Genomic DNA, 19,158 nt, shown 5'->3' with positions numbered 1-19,158 from the left:
TCGAGATTTTGCCACATAGCACTCAGACTATGTAAACGAAGGCAGGTTTCAAAAAGCGATAAAAACAACGCTTACTGCTGATTTTGGACGCAAGACGTTGAAAAAAGCACCAACCGCAACCTGAGGTTAAGAAAACCCTTTACAGCTCCAATCGGTTTGGTAAGATTCGCCCCAATCGCGTGGTGGAGTTCCCGAGCGGTCAAAGGGATCAGACTGTAAATCTGACGGCTCAGCCTTCGAAGGTTCGAATCCTTCCTCCACCACCAACTTTACAAAGCAAGACTCCGTGGTGGAGTTCCCGAGCGGTCAAAGGGATCAGACTGTAAATCTGACGGCTCAGCCTTCGAAGGTTCGAATCCTTCCTCCACCACCACTTTACAAAGTAAGACTCCGGTGGAGTTCCCGAGCGGTCAAAGGGATCAGACTGTAAATCTGACGGCTCAGCCTTCGAAGGTTCGAATCCTTCCTCCACCACCATCTTTAAGGGCCAGCATCTGCTGGCCCTTTTTCGTTGTTTTTTGTCAACGGCTCAATCACTTGCCACGAGAGCTGACTGATGCACGCCCATGCGGCGACCACAAATCTTGCTCTGGCCCTTTAGGCACAATGCGTGTCGGATTAATGTTGCCGTGACTGTAATAGTAATGGGTTTTGATATGATGCATATCGACCGTCTCGGCCACGCCTGGCACCTGAAACAACTCTTTCATATAACAGAACAAGTTGCAGTAATCGGCAATACGTTGCTTGTTACATTTGAAATGGCCTACGTAGACAGGATCAAAGCGAATTAACGTTGTGAACAGCCGCCAGTCTGCTTCTGTGATCTGATTGCCGGCCAGATAGCGGTTGCGACTCAGATGGTCGTCCAATACCGTCAATGCACTGAATAGCTGATCAAAGGCGTCTTCATAAGCCGCTTGTTCGGTGGCAAAGCCACATTTATACACGCCGTTGTTCACGTTGGGGTAAACAAATTCATTCCACTGATCAACCGCTGCACGCAGGTTTTCTGGGTAATAATCGTCATGATTACCCGTAATATCATTAAACGCCGAATTAAACATCCGAATGATATCGGCTGATTCATTACTGACAATGGTCTGAGTTTGCTTATCCCATAAAATCGGCACGGTGACTCGCCCCGTGTAATCCGGCTTCGCGTGGGTATAGAGCTGATGAGCATAATGGAACCCATACAATGGCTCGGGCTCAGAAAACGTCCAGCCATGCTCTAACATTTCAGGCGCCACCACAGTGACATCAATATGAGGCTCAAGCCCTTTTAAATGACGCATAATCAGGGTCCGATGCGCCCACGGACAAGCAAGAGACACATACAGATGATAGCGGCCTGATTCAGCGTTAAAGCCCGCATCGCCACTGGGTCCAGCTTGGCCATCGGCGGTCACCCAATGACGAAAACCCGCGTCTTCACGGACAAATCGCCCTCCCGAAGACTTGGTGTCATACCACACATCATGCCAAATACCGTCTATCAGTTTTCCCATACGTCCTCCTTTCTCTACGCTATACAGTATAAGGAGTGCGCGAGGGAAAGTCGGCAGAGCAACTTGTTGGAGTTATTCGAAAAACCTGAGCAATCCTTACAGCATCAACAATGTCATGATCTTGTGAGAATTTGTCTGATTGCTTATTCGCGTTTGACCGTCACTCTCCATCTCTTTTAGGGTGACCGTGATGAATAAAAGGAGAGTATTAATGAAACGTTTATTAGCGACCCTATCTTTTGCGTTTGTTGTTGCAGCCAGTCTGCCAAGTTTTGCTGCCAACGAAACAAACGAACTGTCAGCGGATCAGCTGACCGACCAAGTGATAAGCAGCTATGCAGAGGCCGCTGAACAGGTTGTTTCAATGTCTAAAGACTATCAAAGTAAGCTCGAGAGCATTCGTAGTGAAGAAAAAGCGAAAGCGCTAATGGCACAGACGCAAAAAGAAATGGCGCAAGCGATTGAAGCAACGGGCCTGACGATAGAAGAATATAACGCTGTTTTTCGTCAAGCACGTGAAGATAAAGAGCTGCAGAAGAAAATTAGCAACATGCTTAATGAGTAGCCGTAGTTTGAAACTGGGGTAAGCATATGCATGCTTGCCCCTATTGGCTTAAGTGTGGGCTATCACGGCCGGCGTTTTGGGTAACCACAGCGAAATCACCGTCGTGATGAACAAGAAGGCGAAAGAGACCCACAAACAGGCTGCCAGCCCCCACACTTGGAAAATCCAACCGGATAACACGGTGCCAATTAAGCGTCCCATGGCGTTCGCCATATAATAGAACCCCACATCCAGTGACACACCGTCACCTTTGGCGTAGCTGACAATCAGGTAGGAATGCAGTGAAGAGTTAATCGCAAATATCGCCCCAAACACCATGAGTCCAACGATAATCACCCCTTGCGGATGCCACTGTTCACCAATTGCATAAGCAATGACGCCGGCCACCACGGCCAATAAACTTGCCCAACCTAACGCCGCTTTACCGCCCGGCGAATGGCCAGCTTGGCGCCCAGTCACTTTCGGGGCAATGCCTTGCACCACGCCGTAAGCGATCACCCATAGCGCAAGAAAGCCACCGACCATACTATGGCTCCAGCCGAATGTGTTGCCCAAATAAATCGGTAAGGCGACGACAAACCACACGTCTCGCGCACCAAAGAGAAACATGCGTGCCGCTGAGAGGATATTGACGCTGCGCGACTTGGAAAATATTTCTGAAAACTTAGGCTTACTTTTGGCTTTACCTAAATCCGCTTTTAGTGACACCACACTGCCAATAAAGACCACAGTCAGCACACCGGCCATGGCTGCCACCGCGTATTGAAAGCCAATGAAAGACAGCAGTGCGCCACCGACAAAAAAGCCTGCCCCTTTGAGCGCGTTCTTAGAACCCGTCAAGATCGCAATCCACTTAAACAGCGCACCCTGTGCATTATCGGGCACCAGGGTTTTGATCGCACTTTTGGCACTCATCTTATTGAGATCTTTCGCAATCCCAGATAGCGCTTGTGCTGCCATTACCCAAGGGATGGTGAGCCACGCCGCGGGTACCGCCAGCATAGTAAGCGCCACAATTTGCATGCCTAGGCCAATATTCATGGTGCGGTTAAGCCCTAATCGAGCCCCTAACCAGCCGCCGACAAGATTGGTCACTACCCCAAAGAATTCGTAAAACAAAAATAGCGAGGCAATTTCTAAGGTGCCGTAGCCTAAGTCATAAAAGTACAGCACCACCAACATCCGCAGGGCACCGTCGGTGATTGTGAAGTTCCAATAGTTAAAGGTAACCAGCATGTACTGGCGTACAGATTGGCTTAATTGAGCAAACATAGTCGCCGTCTATTTAGGTTTGATAAAAGCGGTAAATAAAGGCGATGCACTGCATGCACCGCCAGCGTTACAAAGTATCACTTACTGATCGACAAGACCGACGTTGCGCACTAACTCAGCGGTACGCGTGGCATAACCCATTTCGTTGTCATACCACGCATAGATTTTGACCATACGCTTGCCCACTACCATGGTGGATAAACCATCGACAATAGTAGAGCGCTGATCGCCACGGTAATCAATCGAGACTAAAGGACGCGCCTCAAAGCCAAGAATGCCTTTAAGCTCGCCGTCGGCAGCCTCTTGCAACAGTGCATTCACCTCTTCGGCGGTGGTATCGGTTTCCACATCAAAGATCACATCCGTCAACGACGCATTGGCAAGGGGGACACGCACCGCATGGCCATTAATCTTGCCTTTTAGATCCGGGAAAATTTCTACGATAGCGGTCGCCGAACCTGTGGTGGTCGGGATCAAGCTCATGCCACACGCACGGGCGCGACGTAAGTCTTTATGCGGCGCGTCTAAAATCGTTTGGGTATTGGTTAAATCATGAATAGTGGTGAAGGTCGACTGCGCAATGCCCAGCTTTTCATGAATCACTTTCACAATCGGTGCCAGGCAGTTCGTGGTACACGACGCCGCAGTAACAATTCGATGTTTGCTGGGATCAAAAATCGCGTCATTGACGCCCACTACGATATTCGCCACACGCTCATCTTTGACCGGTGCAGAGACCACCACGCGCTTTACGCCTTGGTCCAAGTATTGTTGCAGCAAATCTGCGTCACGGTGTTTTCCCGTTGCCTCAATCACCACATCGCAGCCTGACCAATCGACGGCATCAATCGCTTTTTCTTGGCTTGTCGTCAGTGTTTGGCCGTTAATCTGCACGCGGTTGCCTTCTGCACTCACCGCGTGGTGCCAGCGCCCTTGCACCGAATCAAACTCCAGCAGATGCGCCAGCGTTTCGGTATCTCCCGCCACATCGTTAATATGCACAAACTCGAGCTCTGGCCAATCAAATGCTGCCCGTAATGCCAAACGACCGATACGGCCAAACCCATTAATCCCGACTTTAATTGTCATTGCTCTCTCCTTTACACGCAGCAGGTAGGGCGAGACGCCATCTTGGCAAGCCGCGTAATATCTTCTTGATAAGTGTCTTTTAGGCAGTTGGAATCAACTAACCCCTGAATTTGTTTGCGCATCCAGCCGGGTAAATCAGCGGCTAAGCGATAAAACACCCATTGCCCTTGGCGCGTATCAACCAACACACCACTGGCCCGCAGTTGCGCCAAATGGCGTGAGATCTTCGGCTGCGAGGTATCTAGCGCTTCAGTAAGTTCGCACACGCATAACTGCCCTTCACGAGCAATGAGCAACAAACATCGCACGCGCGTTTCATCGGCCAACAATTTGAAAAACTGGTGAGGCAACATAGGCTCTCTCATAACGCTTTACTAAATGCATATATGGATATGCGTATATTAATAAACCCAAGCATGCATGCAACTGGGACAGGGCGGAATTCATAAAAGCTTCATATTAAATCGTATAACGCCGCTTCATCCTTAACGCGACATTCACCAAGGCAATCAACACCGGCACTTCCACCAGCGGCCCAATCACTCCTGCAAAGGCTTGATCAGAGTGAATGCCAAACACCGCAATCGCCACCGCAATCGCCAATTCAAAGTTATTGCCGGATGAAGTAAACGCAATTGACGCGTTGCGGTCATACGGGATCCCCAGTTTTTTGCCCACAAAGGAGCTAATAAAGAACATCAGCACAAAGTAGGTCACCAGCGGCACAGCGATACGCAACACATCAAGCGGCAACGCAACAATCGCTTCCCCTTTTAGGCTAAACATCAACACAATGGTCGCCAACAAAGCGATTAACGTCATCGGTGAGATACGTGGCAAAAAGACATCTTCGTACCATTGCTCACCCTTTTTAGCGACCAGCACGGTGCGTGATAAATAACCCGCTACAAAAGGGATACCCAAGTAAATCAGCACACTTTGCGCGATGTCCCCCATGGTCACATCCACCACAAAACTTTGTAGACCCAGCATGGGGGGTAAAACGGTGATAAATAGCCATGCCATCACACTGTAGGTCAGGATCTGAAATAAACTATTCAGTGCCACTAGGGCTGCGCCATACTCTTTGTTACCGCCACTGATATCGTTCCACACCAAGACCATGGCGATACAACGGGCAAGACCAATCAATATCACTCCCGCCATGTAGCCTGGCTCATCACGTAAAAACAGCACCGCCAGCGCGAACATGAGAATGGGACCCACGATCCAGTTCATGATCAGCGACAGCGTGATGGCTTTTTTATCGCGCGTGACCGAGCCCAGTAAGCGATAATTCACTTTTGCCAGTGGCGGATACATCATTAAAATCAAGCCAATCGCCAGCGGTACATTGGTGCTGCCGACCGATAAGCGCTCACTGAGGGTCGCCACTTCTGGATAGACCCACCCTATACTGACCCCTATGGCCATAGCGAGGAAAATCCATACTGTTAAATACCGATCAAGCCATCCCATCTTTTGGGCGGCCGACGGCGCACAGGTTTCAGATTGAGACATAATACAAATCCTTGGTGATTACTGACGTTGAATAATAAGCACCATCATGATGCGATAGGTTAACTATTGATTATCCTCACAAGCCGTCTTTCCCTGCATCAGTGGCGTGAAAGGCGAGAGAAGTGAAGGATTGTTGATAGCGGTAGTGTGCAAAACACCGCGCATCCACTCAGGTAATGCAGGATGAAGCTGATAATAGACCCACTTTCCTCGACGCTCTCCGACAACCAATTGGTGCTTACGTAGCTCCGCCAAATGCCGAGAAATCTTTGGTTGGCTTAGGGCTAACGCCTCCATCAGATCACATACACATAACTCACCATGCTGTGAGAGCAACAATAGAGAGGTCAGCCGAGTGGGCTCGGATAAAGCCTTGTAAAAACTAAGCGTTTGACACATCTGCATTTTCTCTTTTCAATATATACGATAAATCATATATATGAAAAACCATATGTCAAATCACACAGCAAGTAGAATAGTGGCTAGAATGACAAACACAGCACTATCGCTATCTCGTTGCGGTCTAAAAAGCCCTTTACATCCGCATAAAATGCTGTAGTGTGGCTAAAGCTCTAGATACGGAGCATCAAAAGACATCAAGTCAAAGTCGAGACAGACCACGCTATTTCCCGCATAGACTCTCTGCAGTAATCCACTTTCGCTTTTTTCCTAGATTGATAACCCGTTAACAACCCTTTTGCTATCACTCATTGGTGGGTATCACTGTATTGATGGTGATCGCTCATTCCAAAGGGACCGGCGCATTTGCGCGGCTCATGATGGATAACCACTGAGGGGGCAGAGCAATAATCATTTAACTCATGGAGATAAAATATGGCCGCGACTAACGGCAGACTGCGTCACTGGTATCATTTACGCCGTACGCAAACACAAACGAAAACCGCTAACAACACAAACAAAACAGTAAGGAACGCCATTGATAGTTAACTTTTCACTCCCTAACCTTGCCAATTGGCAGGTCGCGATCCATCAATTTAATGGGGATATTATCCTCAAGCACTTGCTACATCGCCTACCAACATTATCCCAACCGACGCTACAGTTTGATCCCAGCACCGAGCTTGGCACTATTTTTAGCCAAGGCGAATGCTTGGGTGAGTTTGCTCTCGCGCACTAACGCTTAGACCATATCGCGCGTTTCCATAACCGGTAGAAATAGAGGCCGCCTTTCCGTTCATTGAACGAAGCTGGTAAAGTGTCTTGCTATTAACAAGACAACAAAGGCAGCCTCACACGTGAAAATCATTTCATTCAATATCAATGGTATTCGTGCTCGTTTGCATCAATTGCAAGCCTTGATTGAAAAGCATCAACCTGACGTGATCGGGTTACAAGAAACCAAAGTTCATGACGACGCCTTCCCCCTTGCTGACGTCGAAGCCATGGGTTATGAAGTGCACTTTCATGGCCAAAAAGCCCATTATGGCGTGGCAATGCTGTGTAAGAAGTCCCCCATCAGCGTACAAAAAGGCTTTGCCACTGATGACGAAGACGCTCAACGCCGGATGATCATGGCGACCTTTGAAGACGAACACGGCAAGCCGATCACTGTGCTCAATGGTTACTTCCCACAAGGGGAAAACCGCAGCCACGAAACTAAATTCCCCGCCAAGCGGAAGTTTTATCAAGACCTCATGACCTATTTAGCTGGCCGTGACCCGAGTGAGCAGCTGGTGGTAATGGGCGATATCAATATCAGCCCGCAAGACGATGACATCGGCATTGGCGAGCAAAATGCTAAACGCTGGCTACGCACCGGCAAGTGCTCATTCTTGCCCGAAGAGCGTGAGTGGCTGAGCACTCTGATGGATTGGGGGTTTGTTGACACCTTCCGTGCCCTGCATCCTAGCGTGAACGATCAGTTCTCGTGGTTTGACTACCGCTCTCGCGGCTTTGACGATAATCGCGGCCTGCGTATTGATGTGGTGTTAGCCACCCAAGATCTGGCCAGCCGCTGTATTGAAGCGGGGATTGACTACGAACTGCGTGGGATTGAAAAGCCATCAGATCACGCACCGATTTGGGCGACCTTTAAGTAAGCCCCAAGGCACGCACTTTGGATAAAAAAACGCCGCAGATGATCAGGGATCACTGCGGCGTTTCTTATTTGAGATTAAGCTAATTAGCTCAGCGGCTTTAAATGGCGCAGAAAGCGGCGCTCCGCTAAGCGGAACATCCAAAGGATGCTAAATGTCAGCGCCATATAGAACACACCCGCAGTCAAAAACGACTCGAACGGCGCATAATATCGCGAGTTCACAATCCGAGCCGCACCGGTTAAATCGACAATGGTGATAATCCCTGCCACCGCTGAGCCGTGGAGCATAAACACCACTTCGTTACTGTACGCGGGCAACGCACGTCGCATCGCGCTCGGCAACACAATGCGCGAAAAAGCTTTGTAGGGGCTCATGCCATAAGCAATCGCCGCCTCGACTTCCCCTTTAGGAAGGCCATTGATGGCGCCACGGATGATTTCAGCGGTATAAGCGGCTGTGTTGAGCACAAAGGCTACCAAGGCGCAGAACCAAGCATGTTGCCACAAGGTATCTTCAACATTCACTACCTGACTTAAGCCGTAGTAAATCAAATACAGTTGAATCAACAGCGGCGTGCCACGGAAAAAGTAAATAAACGCCCATGCGGGATAGCGCCATAAAGGAAATTGCGCATTACGCGCCACCGCCACCGGCACCGCCACCACTAAGCCAATCACCAACGCAGAAGCCACCAACCACACGGTGGTCCAAAGGCCGTCTAAGTATATCGGCCAGGTTTCGAGTACAAGAGAAAAATCCATGGTCACCTACCGCGTGTGAATGCTAAAACGGCGCTCCATCCAGCGCAGTCCCGTGGTCGAGATGCTGGTAAAGAGCAAGAAAATCAGGGCAACGGTAAAGTAAAACGTAAAGGGCATCTGGGTTGAGCCGGCCGCCAGCGCCCCTTTTCGCACCATGTCATCAAGGCCAATGATTGATACCAGCGCGGTGGTTTTGAGCAGAACCAACCAATTGTTACCAAAGCCTGGCAGCGCATGTCGGATCATCTGCGGCAGCAGAATACGGCGGAATGCCAAACTACTGCTCATGCCATAGGCACGTGCGGCTTCCATCTCTCCTGAATCCACCGCCATAATCGCGCCACGGAAGGTTTCCGCCATGTAAGCACCAAAGATAAACCCGATGGTTAGGATCCCGGCAATAAATGGGCTCACATCGATGTAATCGGGTAAATAAGATGTCCAGTCGTGATTGGGATCTTGACCGGCCATGTATTCGTTAAGCCACTCATTGATGCCATACAAACTGTTATTTAGCAGCATTTGCCCGCCGTAAAAAATCAGCATCATCAGCACCAGATCAGGGATCCCGCGTATCACTGTGGTATAGACGGTCGCTATCCCACGCAGCCAGCCAAATTTGGAGAGTTTCGCCAGTGCACCCAGCATACCCAGTAGCATGGCAAGACCTAACGAGAGCAGCGCAACCTGAAGGGTCACCCATGCGCCTTCGAGCAGGGACCACTCGTAACCTTTCAAATCAATCATATGAATCGGGCAGCACTTTCATGCTGCCCGCCTGCCTATTACTCGCCGTAAACGTCGTAGTCAAAGTACTTGGCAGCAATCTCGTCATACACGCCTTTTTCACGCAACGAATCGATCGCTTGGTTGAGCTTCTTGGTCAGTTCTTTGTCTTGCTTACGTGTCGCAATCCCAAAGCCTTCACCAAACCACTCAGGGTCAGTGAGTGACGGGCCAATGAATGCAAACTCGTCACCCCCCTCTTTGTCGAGCAGCCCTTGTTGGAGTGCCGACGCATCGCCAAGGATTGACTCAATACGGCCTGCTTTTAGGTCCAGATAGGCTTCGTCAAAGGTGCCGTAACGAACGATATCCACCGAGTCACCATAGTTATCAGTCAGGTATTTATCGTGCGTCGTCGCACGTTGTACACCAATTTTAACGCCCTCTAAGCCCTCTTTGGTAAAGGTCAGATCCGTGCCTTTTTCGGCCACAAATTTATTAGGGATCAGCGCGTATTTGTTGGTGAAGTCAACTTTTCGCTTCCGCTCTTCGGTAATCGACATCGCAGCGATAATGGCATCGTATTTACGTGCCAGCAGCGATGGAATAATGCCATCCCAATCCTGCGCCACAATCTTACACTTTGCCTGCATCTCTTCGCAGAGTGCATTGGCCATATCGACATCAAAGCCTTTCAGCTCGCCTTCGTTAGTGGTCCAACTAAATGGAGGATACGCCCCTTCGATACCAAAACGTACGACCTTCCAATCCTTGGCTGCTACGGAGGTTGACCCAACCGCGGCCATTACAGCGGCGGCAACTAGCCATTTTTTCATCTTCCTGTCTCCTGTCGTTTTTACGATGTTGTCAGGGCATTGCCCTATTGCATGGTTATGCTATTGATATTTTTACTAAATAGATTAATAAATCGATGAGATAAACTGCTGCAAACGCTCTGATTCTGGCGAATCAAACAACTCTTTGGGGTTGCCTTGCTCTTCCACTAATCCTTGGTGCAAAAACATCACATGGTTAGAAACATCGCGCGCAAAGCTCATTTCATGGGTCACCACCAGCATGGTGCGCCCTTCCTCAGCCAGTGAACGCATCACCCCCAGCACTTCTCCTACTAATTCAGGATCCAGCGCGGAGGTTGGCTCATCAAACAGCAAGACTTCTGGCTCTACCGCGAGTGCGCGCGCAATCGCTGCACGTTGTTGCTGGCCCCCGGATAAATGGCCTGGGTAGTAGTCGCGGCGCTCATAAAGCCCAACGCGGTGTAATAACGCTTCTGCTTCTTCAATCGCTTGTGCCTTGGGCACGCCTAGCACATGCACGGGTGCTTCGATAACATTTTGCAGCACCGTCATATGCGACCAAAGATTGAACCCTTGAAACACCATCGCCAGACGCGAACGAATGCGTTGCACTTGCTTGTCACTGACGGGAACGGGTTCACCGGCACGGTTGTTTTTCATTTTGATCAACTCACCATTGACCCAAATTTCACCGCCCGTGGGGGTTTCCAGCAAATTGATACAGCGAAGAAAGGTGCTCTTGCCAGAGCCGGAAGAGCCGATAATGGAAATCACGTCGCCGCGGTGGGCGTCGAGGGAAATACCTTTGAGCACTTGATGCTGCCCAAAGCTTTTTTTAAGTGATTTTACCTGTAGCGCCACAGCATCCGTCATGCGCTAACTCCTGTCATCCGTGAAATCTATTGTGTTTGTGGTTAAAGCGCACCAAATGCACTGAGTATGGATCGAAAATATCACCCCTCAATCCAATGAGCAACATTTTGTTAACCTTTAAAGCGCATTCATTATAGTCACTATTACTGCATAAAAAGTCAATTGTAAAATTTACTGCTGAAAAAACCAACAATTGCTGTGTCAGCCATTAACCGCGATAAAGCGGCTTTAACCGAGGTAAGTATAGAAGTTAACTTGAAGAAAGCGGGTTCTTTTTATCGAGAAAGCTGATAAAAATTGGCATTAGAGGGGAGAGACGTGCAATTTATTTCATTTCAATACGATCCACGGTGCGTAACAAAACTGTGAACACCATAGTTAAACGTCTACTAAAAAAGACAGTGCCGCCTTTAACGTAGGCAACCTCCTTATGACAGACGCGCGTCGCGACGTTTCGCTCGCTTCGCTTTAAGCAGCTCTAAGGTATCACGCCAGCGCTCGGCAAGGCCGGTGGGATCACGCGCCTCCCACTGTTCTAACGCATAGTCTGCCAGCGCATAGTCCCCGGCTTTAATCGCACTGATGGATAACCACTGCCAAAGCATACGATCATCTTTTAGACCATAAGAGAGCGCCACTTGCGCGGTATCAATCACTTCCTGCCAGTGATTAAGCTGATACGCAAGCATCACCTGTAGTTTGAGCGTTTGCTTATCTGGCTCGCTCAAATTTACTTCACTGATCCGGTTTAGCGCTGCCACGCGCTGGCCTGTTTTAATCAAACACTGCACCAGAAATAACTGCTCTTCACGCGTGGGCAGCCGGGTCAATTGCTGTAATCCCTGTTGCCAATACCGCAACGCCTGCTGTGATGCATCTTGCTCTAGCAACGAGGCCGATAGCGTACGATAAAGGGAAATATCGGCATGGGCGCGCGCTAAGTACTGACGTGCCGTTTGGTGCGAGCCCGCTTTGGCGTGGGCGCGTGCGGCCTGCTCTAACCAACGAGGGGCCACATCGGGTTGATTGACCAACTTATCGAATGTCGCTGCTGCCGCCTTAAAGCGTGATAGCGCCATCTCGCTAAGCCCTTTGGTTTGCAGAATAAAGGCATCCTCCGCACCGAGTTTTTGCAGCTGGCGCGCATACTCAATCGCCACATCGAAACGCGATAGCGCATAAGCAGCCTGCATCGCGAAACGGGCAGAGGTTGGCTGCAGTGTATGCTTATCACGAAGTTGGCGAGCATAGTTCAATACTTCTTCATATTGCTCGACCCGAAACGCCAAGCTAATCACCGCCGTCAACGCATCCGCTTCACTCGCTTTACTCAGTCCGTTCAGTGTCAACGCCTGACGATACGCGCGATACGCTTCTGCACGCTGATCAAGGTAAAGGTGGGCAATGGCTTGCAAACGTTGCAACTCTGCACGCTCAGAGGGTACTAACGCCTGCTGCTCCGATGGGGTCAGCAAGGTGTCCGCCTGGGTAAGCGCATCTTGATAATCGCCGTTTTGAATGGCGGCGCTCACCGTGTCTACCCCCGCCGCCTGCACGACCATGACAGGGCAAAGCAATAACGCGCCCAAGCTCAAACGACGCCACGTTGGCATCAGCATGCGAGGACAAACAACAAGGCGGAACAATCGGCGCACCATAAGGATCCATTTTTAGAGGACAATATATCGACTATAACCTATCTTTTTTATTCACTACAGCGAGCACGCAGGGACTGTCTTTATTTATTGACCCAGATTCAAGATGCCACCACGCCCGCTTTACACCGGGCGCGTTTATCTTGCTGTTTTGTAGCACATATTTGGCGCCTCGATTAGTAACTAAATTACACAAAGACTGATTTGATGGCAAAAGAAGGCCAATAAAGCGGTAAAAACCTTGGCATAAGTGGGCGTAGCACGTAAAAAAATTACACGGTAATGATCCAAGTCAACATTCTACGCTCACCCTGTTGTTAGCATGCTGATAACGAAACAGAACACGGCCATAAGGCCAGCGTTAAAAACACATAAAGACTGGCTAAGCCACTGTTTCGAAAGCGTTTGCTTTCTGTACGACGAGGAAATTATGGCAACACATGCTCAAGACCGCAGTGTGAGTCACGAAGAAAAGAGCGAATATCAAAAGAAGCACAAGCCGGCTTCTTCATTTGCCTCCCGCGCTGACTACCTGAATCACGAACTACAAATTATGCGTCCGCGCCGTTGGGGTTTGAACCTGCCTGGCCGTGACTTCCGTTTTGAAATCGAAGACCTTGTTCCTGCTCTAGCGGGTACTATCGGCATTATCGCCATGTACTCCGCCGTGATGATGTCTTGGGCGGATGGCTTAACCGCCGCGTGGGATCACATCACCCTAGGGAAAGCGTTTGCCGTCGAAGTGGCGCGGGTAGAAATGCTTATCCCAGCGCTTCTGTTCTGTGTCCTGTTGTGCGGGTTTATTAACCCACGCGCCAACTTAGCGGGCAACCACGGACCGATGATCCCACTGGTTGGTACCATCGCGTTAGCAGGGGCGCACCCATTGGCATTGGGGATTCTAATCGGTGCCTTTGGCCTGATACTCAGTTATCTCAAAGGCGGCTCTAAATTAGTGAACTTAACGAGCCAGGGGGTGGCTGGTGGTTTGCTGATATTCTTGGGCTTTGGGGGTGCCAAAGGCCAAATTGAGAGCCTGCTCGCATGGGGCGCGGCCATTGATATGGGCTATATCTCCATTTTGATTCTCGCCGTGTCGATTGTGATCTATGCCTTCTTGGCGCGCATCGGTAAACGCTGGCTCGCGATTCCCGTCTGTGCGGTCACCGGTGGATTAATTGCTACCGCGCTGGGTGCGGGCTCGTCACTAGAATTTGTCACTCAACCGGGTGTACCTAACCTTAATCCGGTGTACTGGTGGGGCTCAACCGAGCAAGGCTGGCAACTCGGCCTTCCAAACCTGTCGCACTTTCTTGCTTCTTTGCCGTTTGCACTGCTGGCCGTGGCGATGTGGTCACCGGACTTTCTTGGTCACCGTATATTCCAGGAACTAAATTATCCTAAGAAAGCCGAAAAAGTATTGATGGACGTGGATGACACCATGACAGGTTGTTCTATTCGTCAAATGGTCGGGGCCTCAGTGGGTGGCGGTAATATCACCTCATCGTGGGGAACCTACATGATTCCAGCGGCGATTGCGCGTCGACCCATCCCTGGCGGTGCCATTGTATTGGGCCTGTTATGTATTGCCGTTGCCTTGATTGGCTATCCAATGGATGTCGCCACTTGGCCACCCGTGATGACCATCGCGCTACTGTCAGGTGTTTTCTTGCCCTTGCTTGAAGCAGGCATGCAGATGGTGAAAGACGCTAAGTCGAGCCAAGCAGCGGGTATTTGTATTTTCGCCTCCATGGCTGTTAATCCAGTCTTTGGTTGGGCAGTCACTATGCTCTTGGACAACAACGGCCTTATCGGTGATAAAGAGCGCCCGACAACGCTCTCTACCGTTGACCGTCTGGTGATTCCAACCGCCACAGTGATCATTTGTATTGCTGCCATGTTGGCAGTCGGAATGATTCCCGGCATTCCATCTTTGTTGTAATAACATTGCCCCGCTTTCGGGCGGGGTATCCGGATAAATCGATGGGTCGCAGGCGTCAGCCATACTGACAAATACGATGACTGAACCTGGTCCCAATACATATCTTTTTGAAAAGAGTACAGGTAGGTGCAACATGTCTGAGCACGTTTCCAATGCATGGGAAGGATTTGTTGAAGGTAACTGGAGCAAAGAAGTTGATGTTCGCGACTTCATCCAGAAAAACTATACCCCTTACGAGGGCGACGAATCATTCCTAGTTTCTGAGCCAACTGACGCCACTCGCAAACTGTGGGCGCGCGTGATGGAAGGCATCAAGCAAGAGAACGCGACGCATGCACCGGTTGATTTTGATACGTCTGTGGTTTCTACCCTGACGTCTCACGACGCCGGCTACATCGAGAAAGATCTGGAACAGATTGTTGGTCTGCAGACTGACGCGCCGCTCAAACGCGCGATGCTCCCATATGGTGGTATCCGCATGGTTCAAGGGTCATGCGACGCCTACGGCCGTGAACTCGATCCACAAGTGAAGAAAACCTTCACGGAATATCGTAAAACCCATAACCAAGGTGTTTTCGATATTTATACCCCAGAAATCCTGAAGTGCCGTAAATCTGGCGTGTTGACCGGTTTGCCTGATGCGTATGGCCGTGGCCGTATCATCGGTGACTACCGTCGCGTTGCGCTGTACGGTATTGACTTCTTGATGAAAGACAAGAAAGCCCAATTCGATTCGTTGCAAGAGAAATTCGAAAACGGCGAAGATCTGCAAATGACCATGCAGCTGCGTGAAGAAATTGCAGAGCAGCATCGCGCACTGGGTCAATTGAAAGAAATGGCCGCAAAATACGGCTGTGACATTTCTCGCCCAGCCGAAACCGCGCAAGAAGCCATTCAGTGGACATACTTCGGTTACTTGGGTGCAGTGAAAACCCAAAACGGTGCCGCCATGTCACTGGGCCGTACCTCTACCTTCCTCGATATCTATCTAGAGCGCGATATCGCAGCGGGTAAACTGACTGAAGAGCAAGCGCAAGAGCTGATCGATCACTTCGTGATGAAGCTGCGTATGGTGCGCTTCCTGCGTACGCCTGAGTATGATGACCTCTTCTCTGGTGACCCTATTTGGGCAACGGAATCTGTTGCCGGTATGGGTGTTGACGGTCGTCCACTGGTTTCACGTACCAGCTTCCGTTTCCTAAACAGCCTATACACCATGGGACCAAGCCCAGAGCCAAACATCACCGTGCTTTGGTCTGAGCAGTTGCCGGAAGGCTTCAAAAAGTTCTGTGCCAAAGTCTCGATCGACACCTCGTCTATCCAGTACGAGAACGACGATCTGATGCGCACTGACTTTGATAATGACGACTATGCGATTGCATGTTGCGTCTCGCCAATGATTGTTGGTAAGCAGATGCAATTCTTCGGTGCCCGTGCCAACTTGGCGAAAACGCTGCTTTATACCATCAACGGTGGTATTGACGAGAAGCTGAAAATCCAAGTTGCTCCTGAGCACGCGCCGATGACCGATGAAGTGTTGGACTATGACAAAGTCATGGACCGCATGGATCACCTGATGGATTGGTTAGCAAAACAATACGTGACTGCGCTGAACAGCATTCACTTCATGCACGACAAATACAGCTATGAAGCGGCGCTGATGGCCTTCCACGACCGTGATGTACATCGCACCATGGCATGCGGTATCGCCGGTCTCTCGGTGGCGGCTGACTCACTAGCCGCGATTAAATACGCCAAAGTGAAGCCAGTTCGTGACGAAGACGGTATTGCTATCGACTTTGATATCGAAGGCGAATACCCAGCATTTGGTAACAACGACGAGCGTGTTGATGCGATTGCCTGTGACTTGGTCGAGCGCTTCATGAACAAGATCCGTTCACTGAGAACGTATCGTGATGCAGTTCCAACTCAATCTATCCTGACAATCACCTCAAACGTGGTTTACGGTAAGAAAACGGGTAACACTCCTGACGGTCGTCAAGCCGGTATGCCATTTGGCCCAGGTGCTAACCCCATGCACGGCCGTGATGAAAAAGGCGCCGTCGCGTCACTGACATCTGTTGGTAAACTGCCATTTGCCCACGCCAAAGACGGTATTTCTTATACCTTCTCTATCGTGCCAAATGCACTGGGTAAAGACGAAAACGCACAACGCGCTAACTTGGCAGGCTTGATGGATGGTTACTTCCACCACGAAAGCGGCCAAGAAGGTGGCCAGCACTTGAACGTTAACGTGATGAACCGTGAAATGTTGCTGGACGCGATGGATCACCCTGAGAACTACCCTCAACTGACTATCCGCGTATCAGGTTATGCGGTACGTTTTAACTCGCTGACGAAAGAGCAGCAACAAGACGTGATTACCCGTACCTTTACCTCTTCACTGTAAGCGATAAAGAAGGGTTAACGCTCAAAGAAAAAACCGCCGGCAATGCTGGCGGTTTTTGTTTATCGGCCTATTTATCGCTCTGTTTCCCCGATTTATCCAGACTTGCCTCCAGCGCGTCGGCCTCGGCTAACGGCGAGTCAACACACCCGCCAGGGATAATCAGCGGTTACACCACTTCAAAGCGATCCAACTTACTATCCAACTCACGGGCTGAATCAGCAAGCAGTTGGCTTTGCTCAGCAAGGTGCGAGGCGGCACCGCTAATTTCGTTGGCTGAGTTGTGAATGTTGCTCACGTTTTGGTTCATTTCTTCTGACACCGTCCCCTGCTCTTCTGCCGCGGCGGCAATTTGTACCACGCGGTCATTCGAGCCATGCAAGGCACTCACCATGGCTTTCAATTGCTCTTGGGTTTCTAGCGCCGTATTGACACTGTCTTCACTGGATTGATGGCTTGATGTCATCGCCTCTGCCGCTTCAATCGCGTTGTTGGTCAGTGATTCTATGGTGCCTTGAATTTGGGTGGTCGATTTTTGCGTGCCTTGTGCAAGCGAGCGCACTTCGTCAGCGACCACCGCGAAGCCTCGGCCTTGCTCACCGGCGCGGGCCGCTTCAATGGCGGCGTTAAGCGCCAAGAGATTGGTTTGTTCAGAGATGCCCTGGATCACCGTCGCCACATCACTGATCTCCATCACGCCTTGTTTCACTTGATTCACCAGTTTATCCGCCGCGGCAATACGCTCAGCCACCTCACGAATACTGGCCACCGTGCTGTCTAGCTTATGGTTGCCATCGTCCGCCATTGAGGAAATGTCATTGGTGGCTTGCGCGGTTTGCTCGGCGTGATCGGCAACATCGGCCACGGTGGCCGTCATTTCGTTCATCGCCGTGGCCAACTGCTCAAGTTGCGCACGTTGAGATTGAATACTTTGTGCACTTTCCTCACTGGCCGACGCTATTGAAGACGCCATGGTCGACGATTGTTTGGCTTCGTCATGCGCGACGCGCAACGCCTCTCGTACACTGCTCATCGCGGTATCCATCCGTCGAGCGAGCTTGCCTATTTCGTCGTGGCGGGTATAGCCACACTCTATCCGAAGATCGCCACCCGCAATGCGATCGAATTTTTCTACCAGCTCATCCAATGGCATCACAATATCGCGGCTGACAAACCCACCGGCTACCAGCAAGATAGCGCCAGATAACAGGGTTAAACCACCGATTTGCCACGCAGATTGTATCACCCGTGCTTCAATATCACTGACATGCACGCCTGAGCCAATAATCCAATTCCAGCCATCAACCCTTTTAACGTAGGAGATTTTCGGCTTCATCTCGCCCTCAGGTGAGCGCCAGGTATAATCAAGCACACCACCCTGCGCACCTTGACTGACTTCCACCATCTCACGCCAGTGATGCTTCCCTTCACCATCGGTCAGCCCATCCGCACTGGTGCCGTTTAGCTTAGGCTTTAGCGGGTGGTTCACAATGGTAAGGTCAGGTTTAAGCACCCAAAAGTAGTTATTACTGTCGTAACGCAGTTTATTAAGCTGCGCGATCGCTTGTGCTTTGGCTTCTTGTTCGCCAATTTGTGGTGCCTGCTGTCGGTAATAGGCCACCACACTTTGCGCCACCTCAATATTGGCGCGCAACGAGGCCGTCCGCTCAGCATAGGATTGCTCCCGCTCTTTGTTGATGGTGTACGCGCTGATCCCTGCCAGCAACACAACGGCAACCAGCATTAGTGCAACAAGCTTATTTTTCACTCTCAGATCACTGATTCTTTTCATTATAAGTCCTAGCATTTGCTTTGATCCTAGCCTGACACCAAGCATATCCCTGCTTGCATGCAACCTGGCATAAGCATGTATCGCTTTGGCGACGTGTCGCACGTCAGTTTGGACAAAAAAGGGAAAAGTCACAAAATCTGTATGGAATTTATCTGGTTAACGTCTC

The 19,158-nt window shown here is 50.2% G+C and carries 17 protein-coding genes and 3 tRNA genes; 8 read left to right on the top strand and 12 right to left on the bottom strand.

Annotated elements, in window-relative coordinates:
• The first annotated feature begins 181 nt into the window (after positions 1-181).
• The 3 genes from FCN78_RS04315 (at position 182) to FCN78_RS04305 (ending at position 477) form a co-directional block, all read left to right on the top strand.
• Positions 182-266: transfer RNA gene (locus FCN78_RS04315), tRNA-Tyr, on the top strand.
• Positions 267-288: 22 nt separating this feature from the next.
• Positions 289-373, top strand: a tRNA-Tyr gene (locus tag FCN78_RS04310).
• A gap of 19 nt (positions 374-392) precedes the next feature.
• Positions 393-477 (top strand) — tRNA-Tyr (locus FCN78_RS04305).
• A 56-nt stretch (positions 478-533) separates the two neighbouring features.
• Here FCN78_RS04305 and FCN78_RS04300 read toward each other — a convergent pair.
• Positions 534-1,511, bottom strand: coding sequence for a glutathione S-transferase family protein (locus tag FCN78_RS04300; protein WP_077456677.1), 978 nt, complete (start codon positions 1,509-1,511; stop codon positions 534-536).
• 211 nt (positions 1,512-1,722) lie between these two features.
• Here FCN78_RS04300 and FCN78_RS04295 point away from each other — a divergent pair, with 211 nt between their 5' ends.
• The gene (locus tag FCN78_RS04295; protein ID WP_069361029.1) at positions 1,723-2,076 is read left to right on the top strand and encodes a DUF4168 domain-containing protein; all 354 of its coding nucleotides are present in this window, start codon (positions 1,723-1,725) and stop codon (positions 2,074-2,076) included.
• A 48-nt stretch (positions 2,077-2,124) separates the two neighbouring features.
• Here the strand turns inward: FCN78_RS04295 and arsJ are convergent, their stop codons facing one another.
• From arsJ to FCN78_RS04270, 5 genes are all read right to left on the bottom strand, one after another.
• Positions 2,125-3,348 (bottom strand): organoarsenical effux MFS transporter ArsJ, encoded by a 1,224-nt coding sequence (gene arsJ, locus FCN78_RS04290; protein WP_077658838.1) that lies wholly within the window; start codon positions 3,346-3,348, stop codon positions 2,125-2,127.
• A gap of 81 nt (positions 3,349-3,429) precedes the next feature.
• Positions 3,430-4,437, bottom strand: coding sequence for an ArsJ-associated glyceraldehyde-3-phosphate dehydrogenase (locus FCN78_RS04285; protein WP_077520221.1), 1,008 nt, complete (start codon positions 4,435-4,437; stop codon positions 3,430-3,432).
• Positions 4,438-4,448: 11 nt separating this feature from the next.
• Positions 4,449-4,790: a metalloregulator ArsR/SmtB family transcription factor gene (locus FCN78_RS04280; RefSeq protein ID WP_021024015.1), complete on the bottom strand. Its 342-nt coding sequence runs from the start codon at positions 4,788-4,790 to the stop codon at positions 4,449-4,451.
• A gap of 106 nt (positions 4,791-4,896) precedes the next feature.
• A complete protein-coding gene (gene arsB, locus FCN78_RS04275; protein WP_077658837.1) occupies positions 4,897-5,958 on the bottom strand; it encodes an ACR3 family arsenite efflux transporter in 1,062 nt (353 codons plus the stop codon).
• A gap of 63 nt (positions 5,959-6,021) precedes the next feature.
• Complete coding sequence (locus tag FCN78_RS04270; protein WP_077456745.1) at positions 6,022-6,357, bottom strand: metalloregulator ArsR/SmtB family transcription factor; 336 nt, start codon at positions 6,355-6,357, stop codon at positions 6,022-6,024.
• A gap of 538 nt (positions 6,358-6,895) precedes the next feature.
• Between FCN78_RS04270 and FCN78_RS04265 the strand changes: the two genes are divergently transcribed.
• Together FCN78_RS04265 and xthA are read left to right on the top strand one after the other, a co-directional pair.
• Positions 6,896-7,096 carry a hypothetical protein gene (locus FCN78_RS04265; RefSeq protein ID WP_077456687.1) on the top strand — a complete coding sequence of 67 codons (201 nt, stop codon included), beginning with the start codon at positions 6,896-6,898 and terminating at the stop codon, positions 7,094-7,096.
• A gap of 118 nt (positions 7,097-7,214) precedes the next feature.
• Positions 7,215-8,018: an exodeoxyribonuclease III gene (gene xthA / locus FCN78_RS04260; protein ID WP_077456689.1), complete on the top strand. Its 804-nt coding sequence runs from the start codon at positions 7,215-7,217 to the stop codon at positions 8,016-8,018.
• Between the two features lie 83 nt (positions 8,019-8,101).
• Here the strand turns inward: xthA and FCN78_RS04255 are convergent, their stop codons facing one another.
• From FCN78_RS04255 to FCN78_RS04235, 5 genes are all read right to left on the bottom strand, one after another.
• Positions 8,102-8,779, bottom strand: a complete 678-nt coding sequence (locus FCN78_RS04255; RefSeq protein ID WP_069361035.1) for an ABC transporter permease — start codon at positions 8,777-8,779, stop codon at positions 8,102-8,104.
• Positions 8,780-8,785: 6 nt separating this feature from the next.
• Positions 8,786-9,526, bottom strand: coding sequence for an ABC transporter permease (locus tag FCN78_RS04250; RefSeq protein WP_069361036.1), 741 nt, complete (start codon positions 9,524-9,526; stop codon positions 8,786-8,788).
• 38 nt (positions 9,527-9,564) lie between these two features.
• Positions 9,565-10,341, bottom strand: a complete 777-nt coding sequence (locus tag FCN78_RS04245) for an ABC transporter substrate-binding protein (protein WP_046073646.1) — start codon at positions 10,339-10,341, stop codon at positions 9,565-9,567.
• Positions 10,342-10,425: 84 nt separating this feature from the next.
• The gene (locus FCN78_RS04240) at positions 10,426-11,196 is read right to left on the bottom strand and encodes an ABC transporter ATP-binding protein (protein ID WP_069361038.1); all 771 of its coding nucleotides are present in this window, start codon (positions 11,194-11,196) and stop codon (positions 10,426-10,428) included.
• A 428-nt stretch (positions 11,197-11,624) separates the two neighbouring features.
• The gene (locus FCN78_RS04235; protein ID WP_077658836.1) at positions 11,625-12,854 is read right to left on the bottom strand and encodes a tetratricopeptide repeat protein; all 1,230 of its coding nucleotides are present in this window, start codon (positions 12,852-12,854) and stop codon (positions 11,625-11,627) included.
• Between the two features lie 427 nt (positions 12,855-13,281).
• On the opposite strand from FCN78_RS04235, the gene FCN78_RS04230 reads away from it, so the two are divergent.
• Positions 13,282-14,793, top strand: a complete 1,512-nt coding sequence (locus tag FCN78_RS04230) for a DUF3360 family protein (protein ID WP_046073649.1) — start codon at positions 13,282-13,284, stop codon at positions 14,791-14,793.
• 133 nt (positions 14,794-14,926) lie between these two features.
• Positions 14,927-17,203, top strand: a complete 2,277-nt coding sequence (gene pflB / locus FCN78_RS04225) for a formate C-acetyltransferase (RefSeq protein ID WP_069361041.1) — start codon at positions 14,927-14,929, stop codon at positions 17,201-17,203.
• A gap of 166 nt (positions 17,204-17,369) precedes the next feature.
• On the opposite strand, the gene FCN78_RS04220 is transcribed toward pflB, so the two are convergent.
• Complete coding sequence (locus tag FCN78_RS04220; protein ID WP_069361042.1) at positions 17,370-18,992, bottom strand: methyl-accepting chemotaxis protein; 1,623 nt, start codon at positions 18,990-18,992, stop codon at positions 17,370-17,372.
• Positions 18,993-19,158: the final 166 nt, after the last annotated feature.

The sequence above is a fragment of the Salinivibrio kushneri genome (assembly GCF_005280275.1).
In the GTDB taxonomy this organism is placed as follows: Bacteria; Pseudomonadota; Gammaproteobacteria; order Enterobacterales; family Vibrionaceae; genus Salinivibrio; species Salinivibrio kushneri.
This window is presented reverse-complemented; position numbering and strand designations above follow the sequence as displayed.

Bases quoted from the DNA above. Each gene is read 5' to 3' on its own strand.
- FCN78_RS04300 (WP_077456677.1), bottom strand. From the start codon at position 1,511: ATGGGAAAACTGATAGACGGTATTTGGCATGATGTGTGGTATGACACC.
- FCN78_RS04295 (WP_069361029.1), top strand. From the start codon at position 1,723: ATGAAACGTTTATTAGCGACCCTATCTTTTGCGTTTGTTGTTGCAGCC.
- arsJ (WP_077658838.1), bottom strand. From the start codon at position 3,348: ATGTTTGCTCAATTAAGCCAATCTGTACGCCAGTACATGCTGGTTACC.
- FCN78_RS04285 (WP_077520221.1), bottom strand. From the start codon at position 4,437: ATGACAATTAAAGTCGGGATTAATGGGTTTGGCCGTATCGGTCGTTTG.
- FCN78_RS04280 (WP_021024015.1), bottom strand. From the start codon at position 4,790: ATGTTGCCTCACCAGTTTTTCAAATTGTTGGCCGATGAAACGCGCGTG.
- arsB (WP_077658837.1), bottom strand. From the start codon at position 5,958: ATGTCTCAATCTGAAACCTGTGCGCCGTCGGCCGCCCAAAAGATGGGA.
- FCN78_RS04270 (WP_077456745.1), bottom strand. From the start codon at position 6,357: ATGTGTCAAACGCTTAGTTTTTACAAGGCTTTATCCGAGCCCACTCGG.
- FCN78_RS04255 (WP_069361035.1), bottom strand. From the start codon at position 8,779: ATGGATTTTTCTCTTGTACTCGAAACCTGGCCGATATACTTAGACGGC.
- FCN78_RS04250 (WP_069361036.1), bottom strand. From the start codon at position 9,526: ATGATTGATTTGAAAGGTTACGAGTGGTCCCTGCTCGAAGGCGCATGG.
- FCN78_RS04245 (WP_046073646.1), bottom strand. From the start codon at position 10,341: ATGAAAAAATGGCTAGTTGCCGCCGCTGTAATGGCCGCGGTTGGGTCA.
- FCN78_RS04240 (WP_069361038.1), bottom strand. From the start codon at position 11,196: ATGACGGATGCTGTGGCGCTACAGGTAAAATCACTTAAAAAAAGCTTT.
- FCN78_RS04235 (WP_077658836.1), bottom strand. From the start codon at position 12,854: ATGGTGCGCCGATTGTTCCGCCTTGTTGTTTGTCCTCGCATGCTGATG.
- FCN78_RS04230 (WP_046073649.1), top strand. From the start codon at position 13,282: ATGGCAACACATGCTCAAGACCGCAGTGTGAGTCACGAAGAAAAGAGC.
- pflB (WP_069361041.1), top strand. From the start codon at position 14,927: ATGTCTGAGCACGTTTCCAATGCATGGGAAGGATTTGTTGAAGGTAAC.
- FCN78_RS04220 (WP_069361042.1), bottom strand. From the start codon at position 18,992: ATGAAAAGAATCAGTGATCTGAGAGTGAAAAATAAGCTTGTTGCACTA.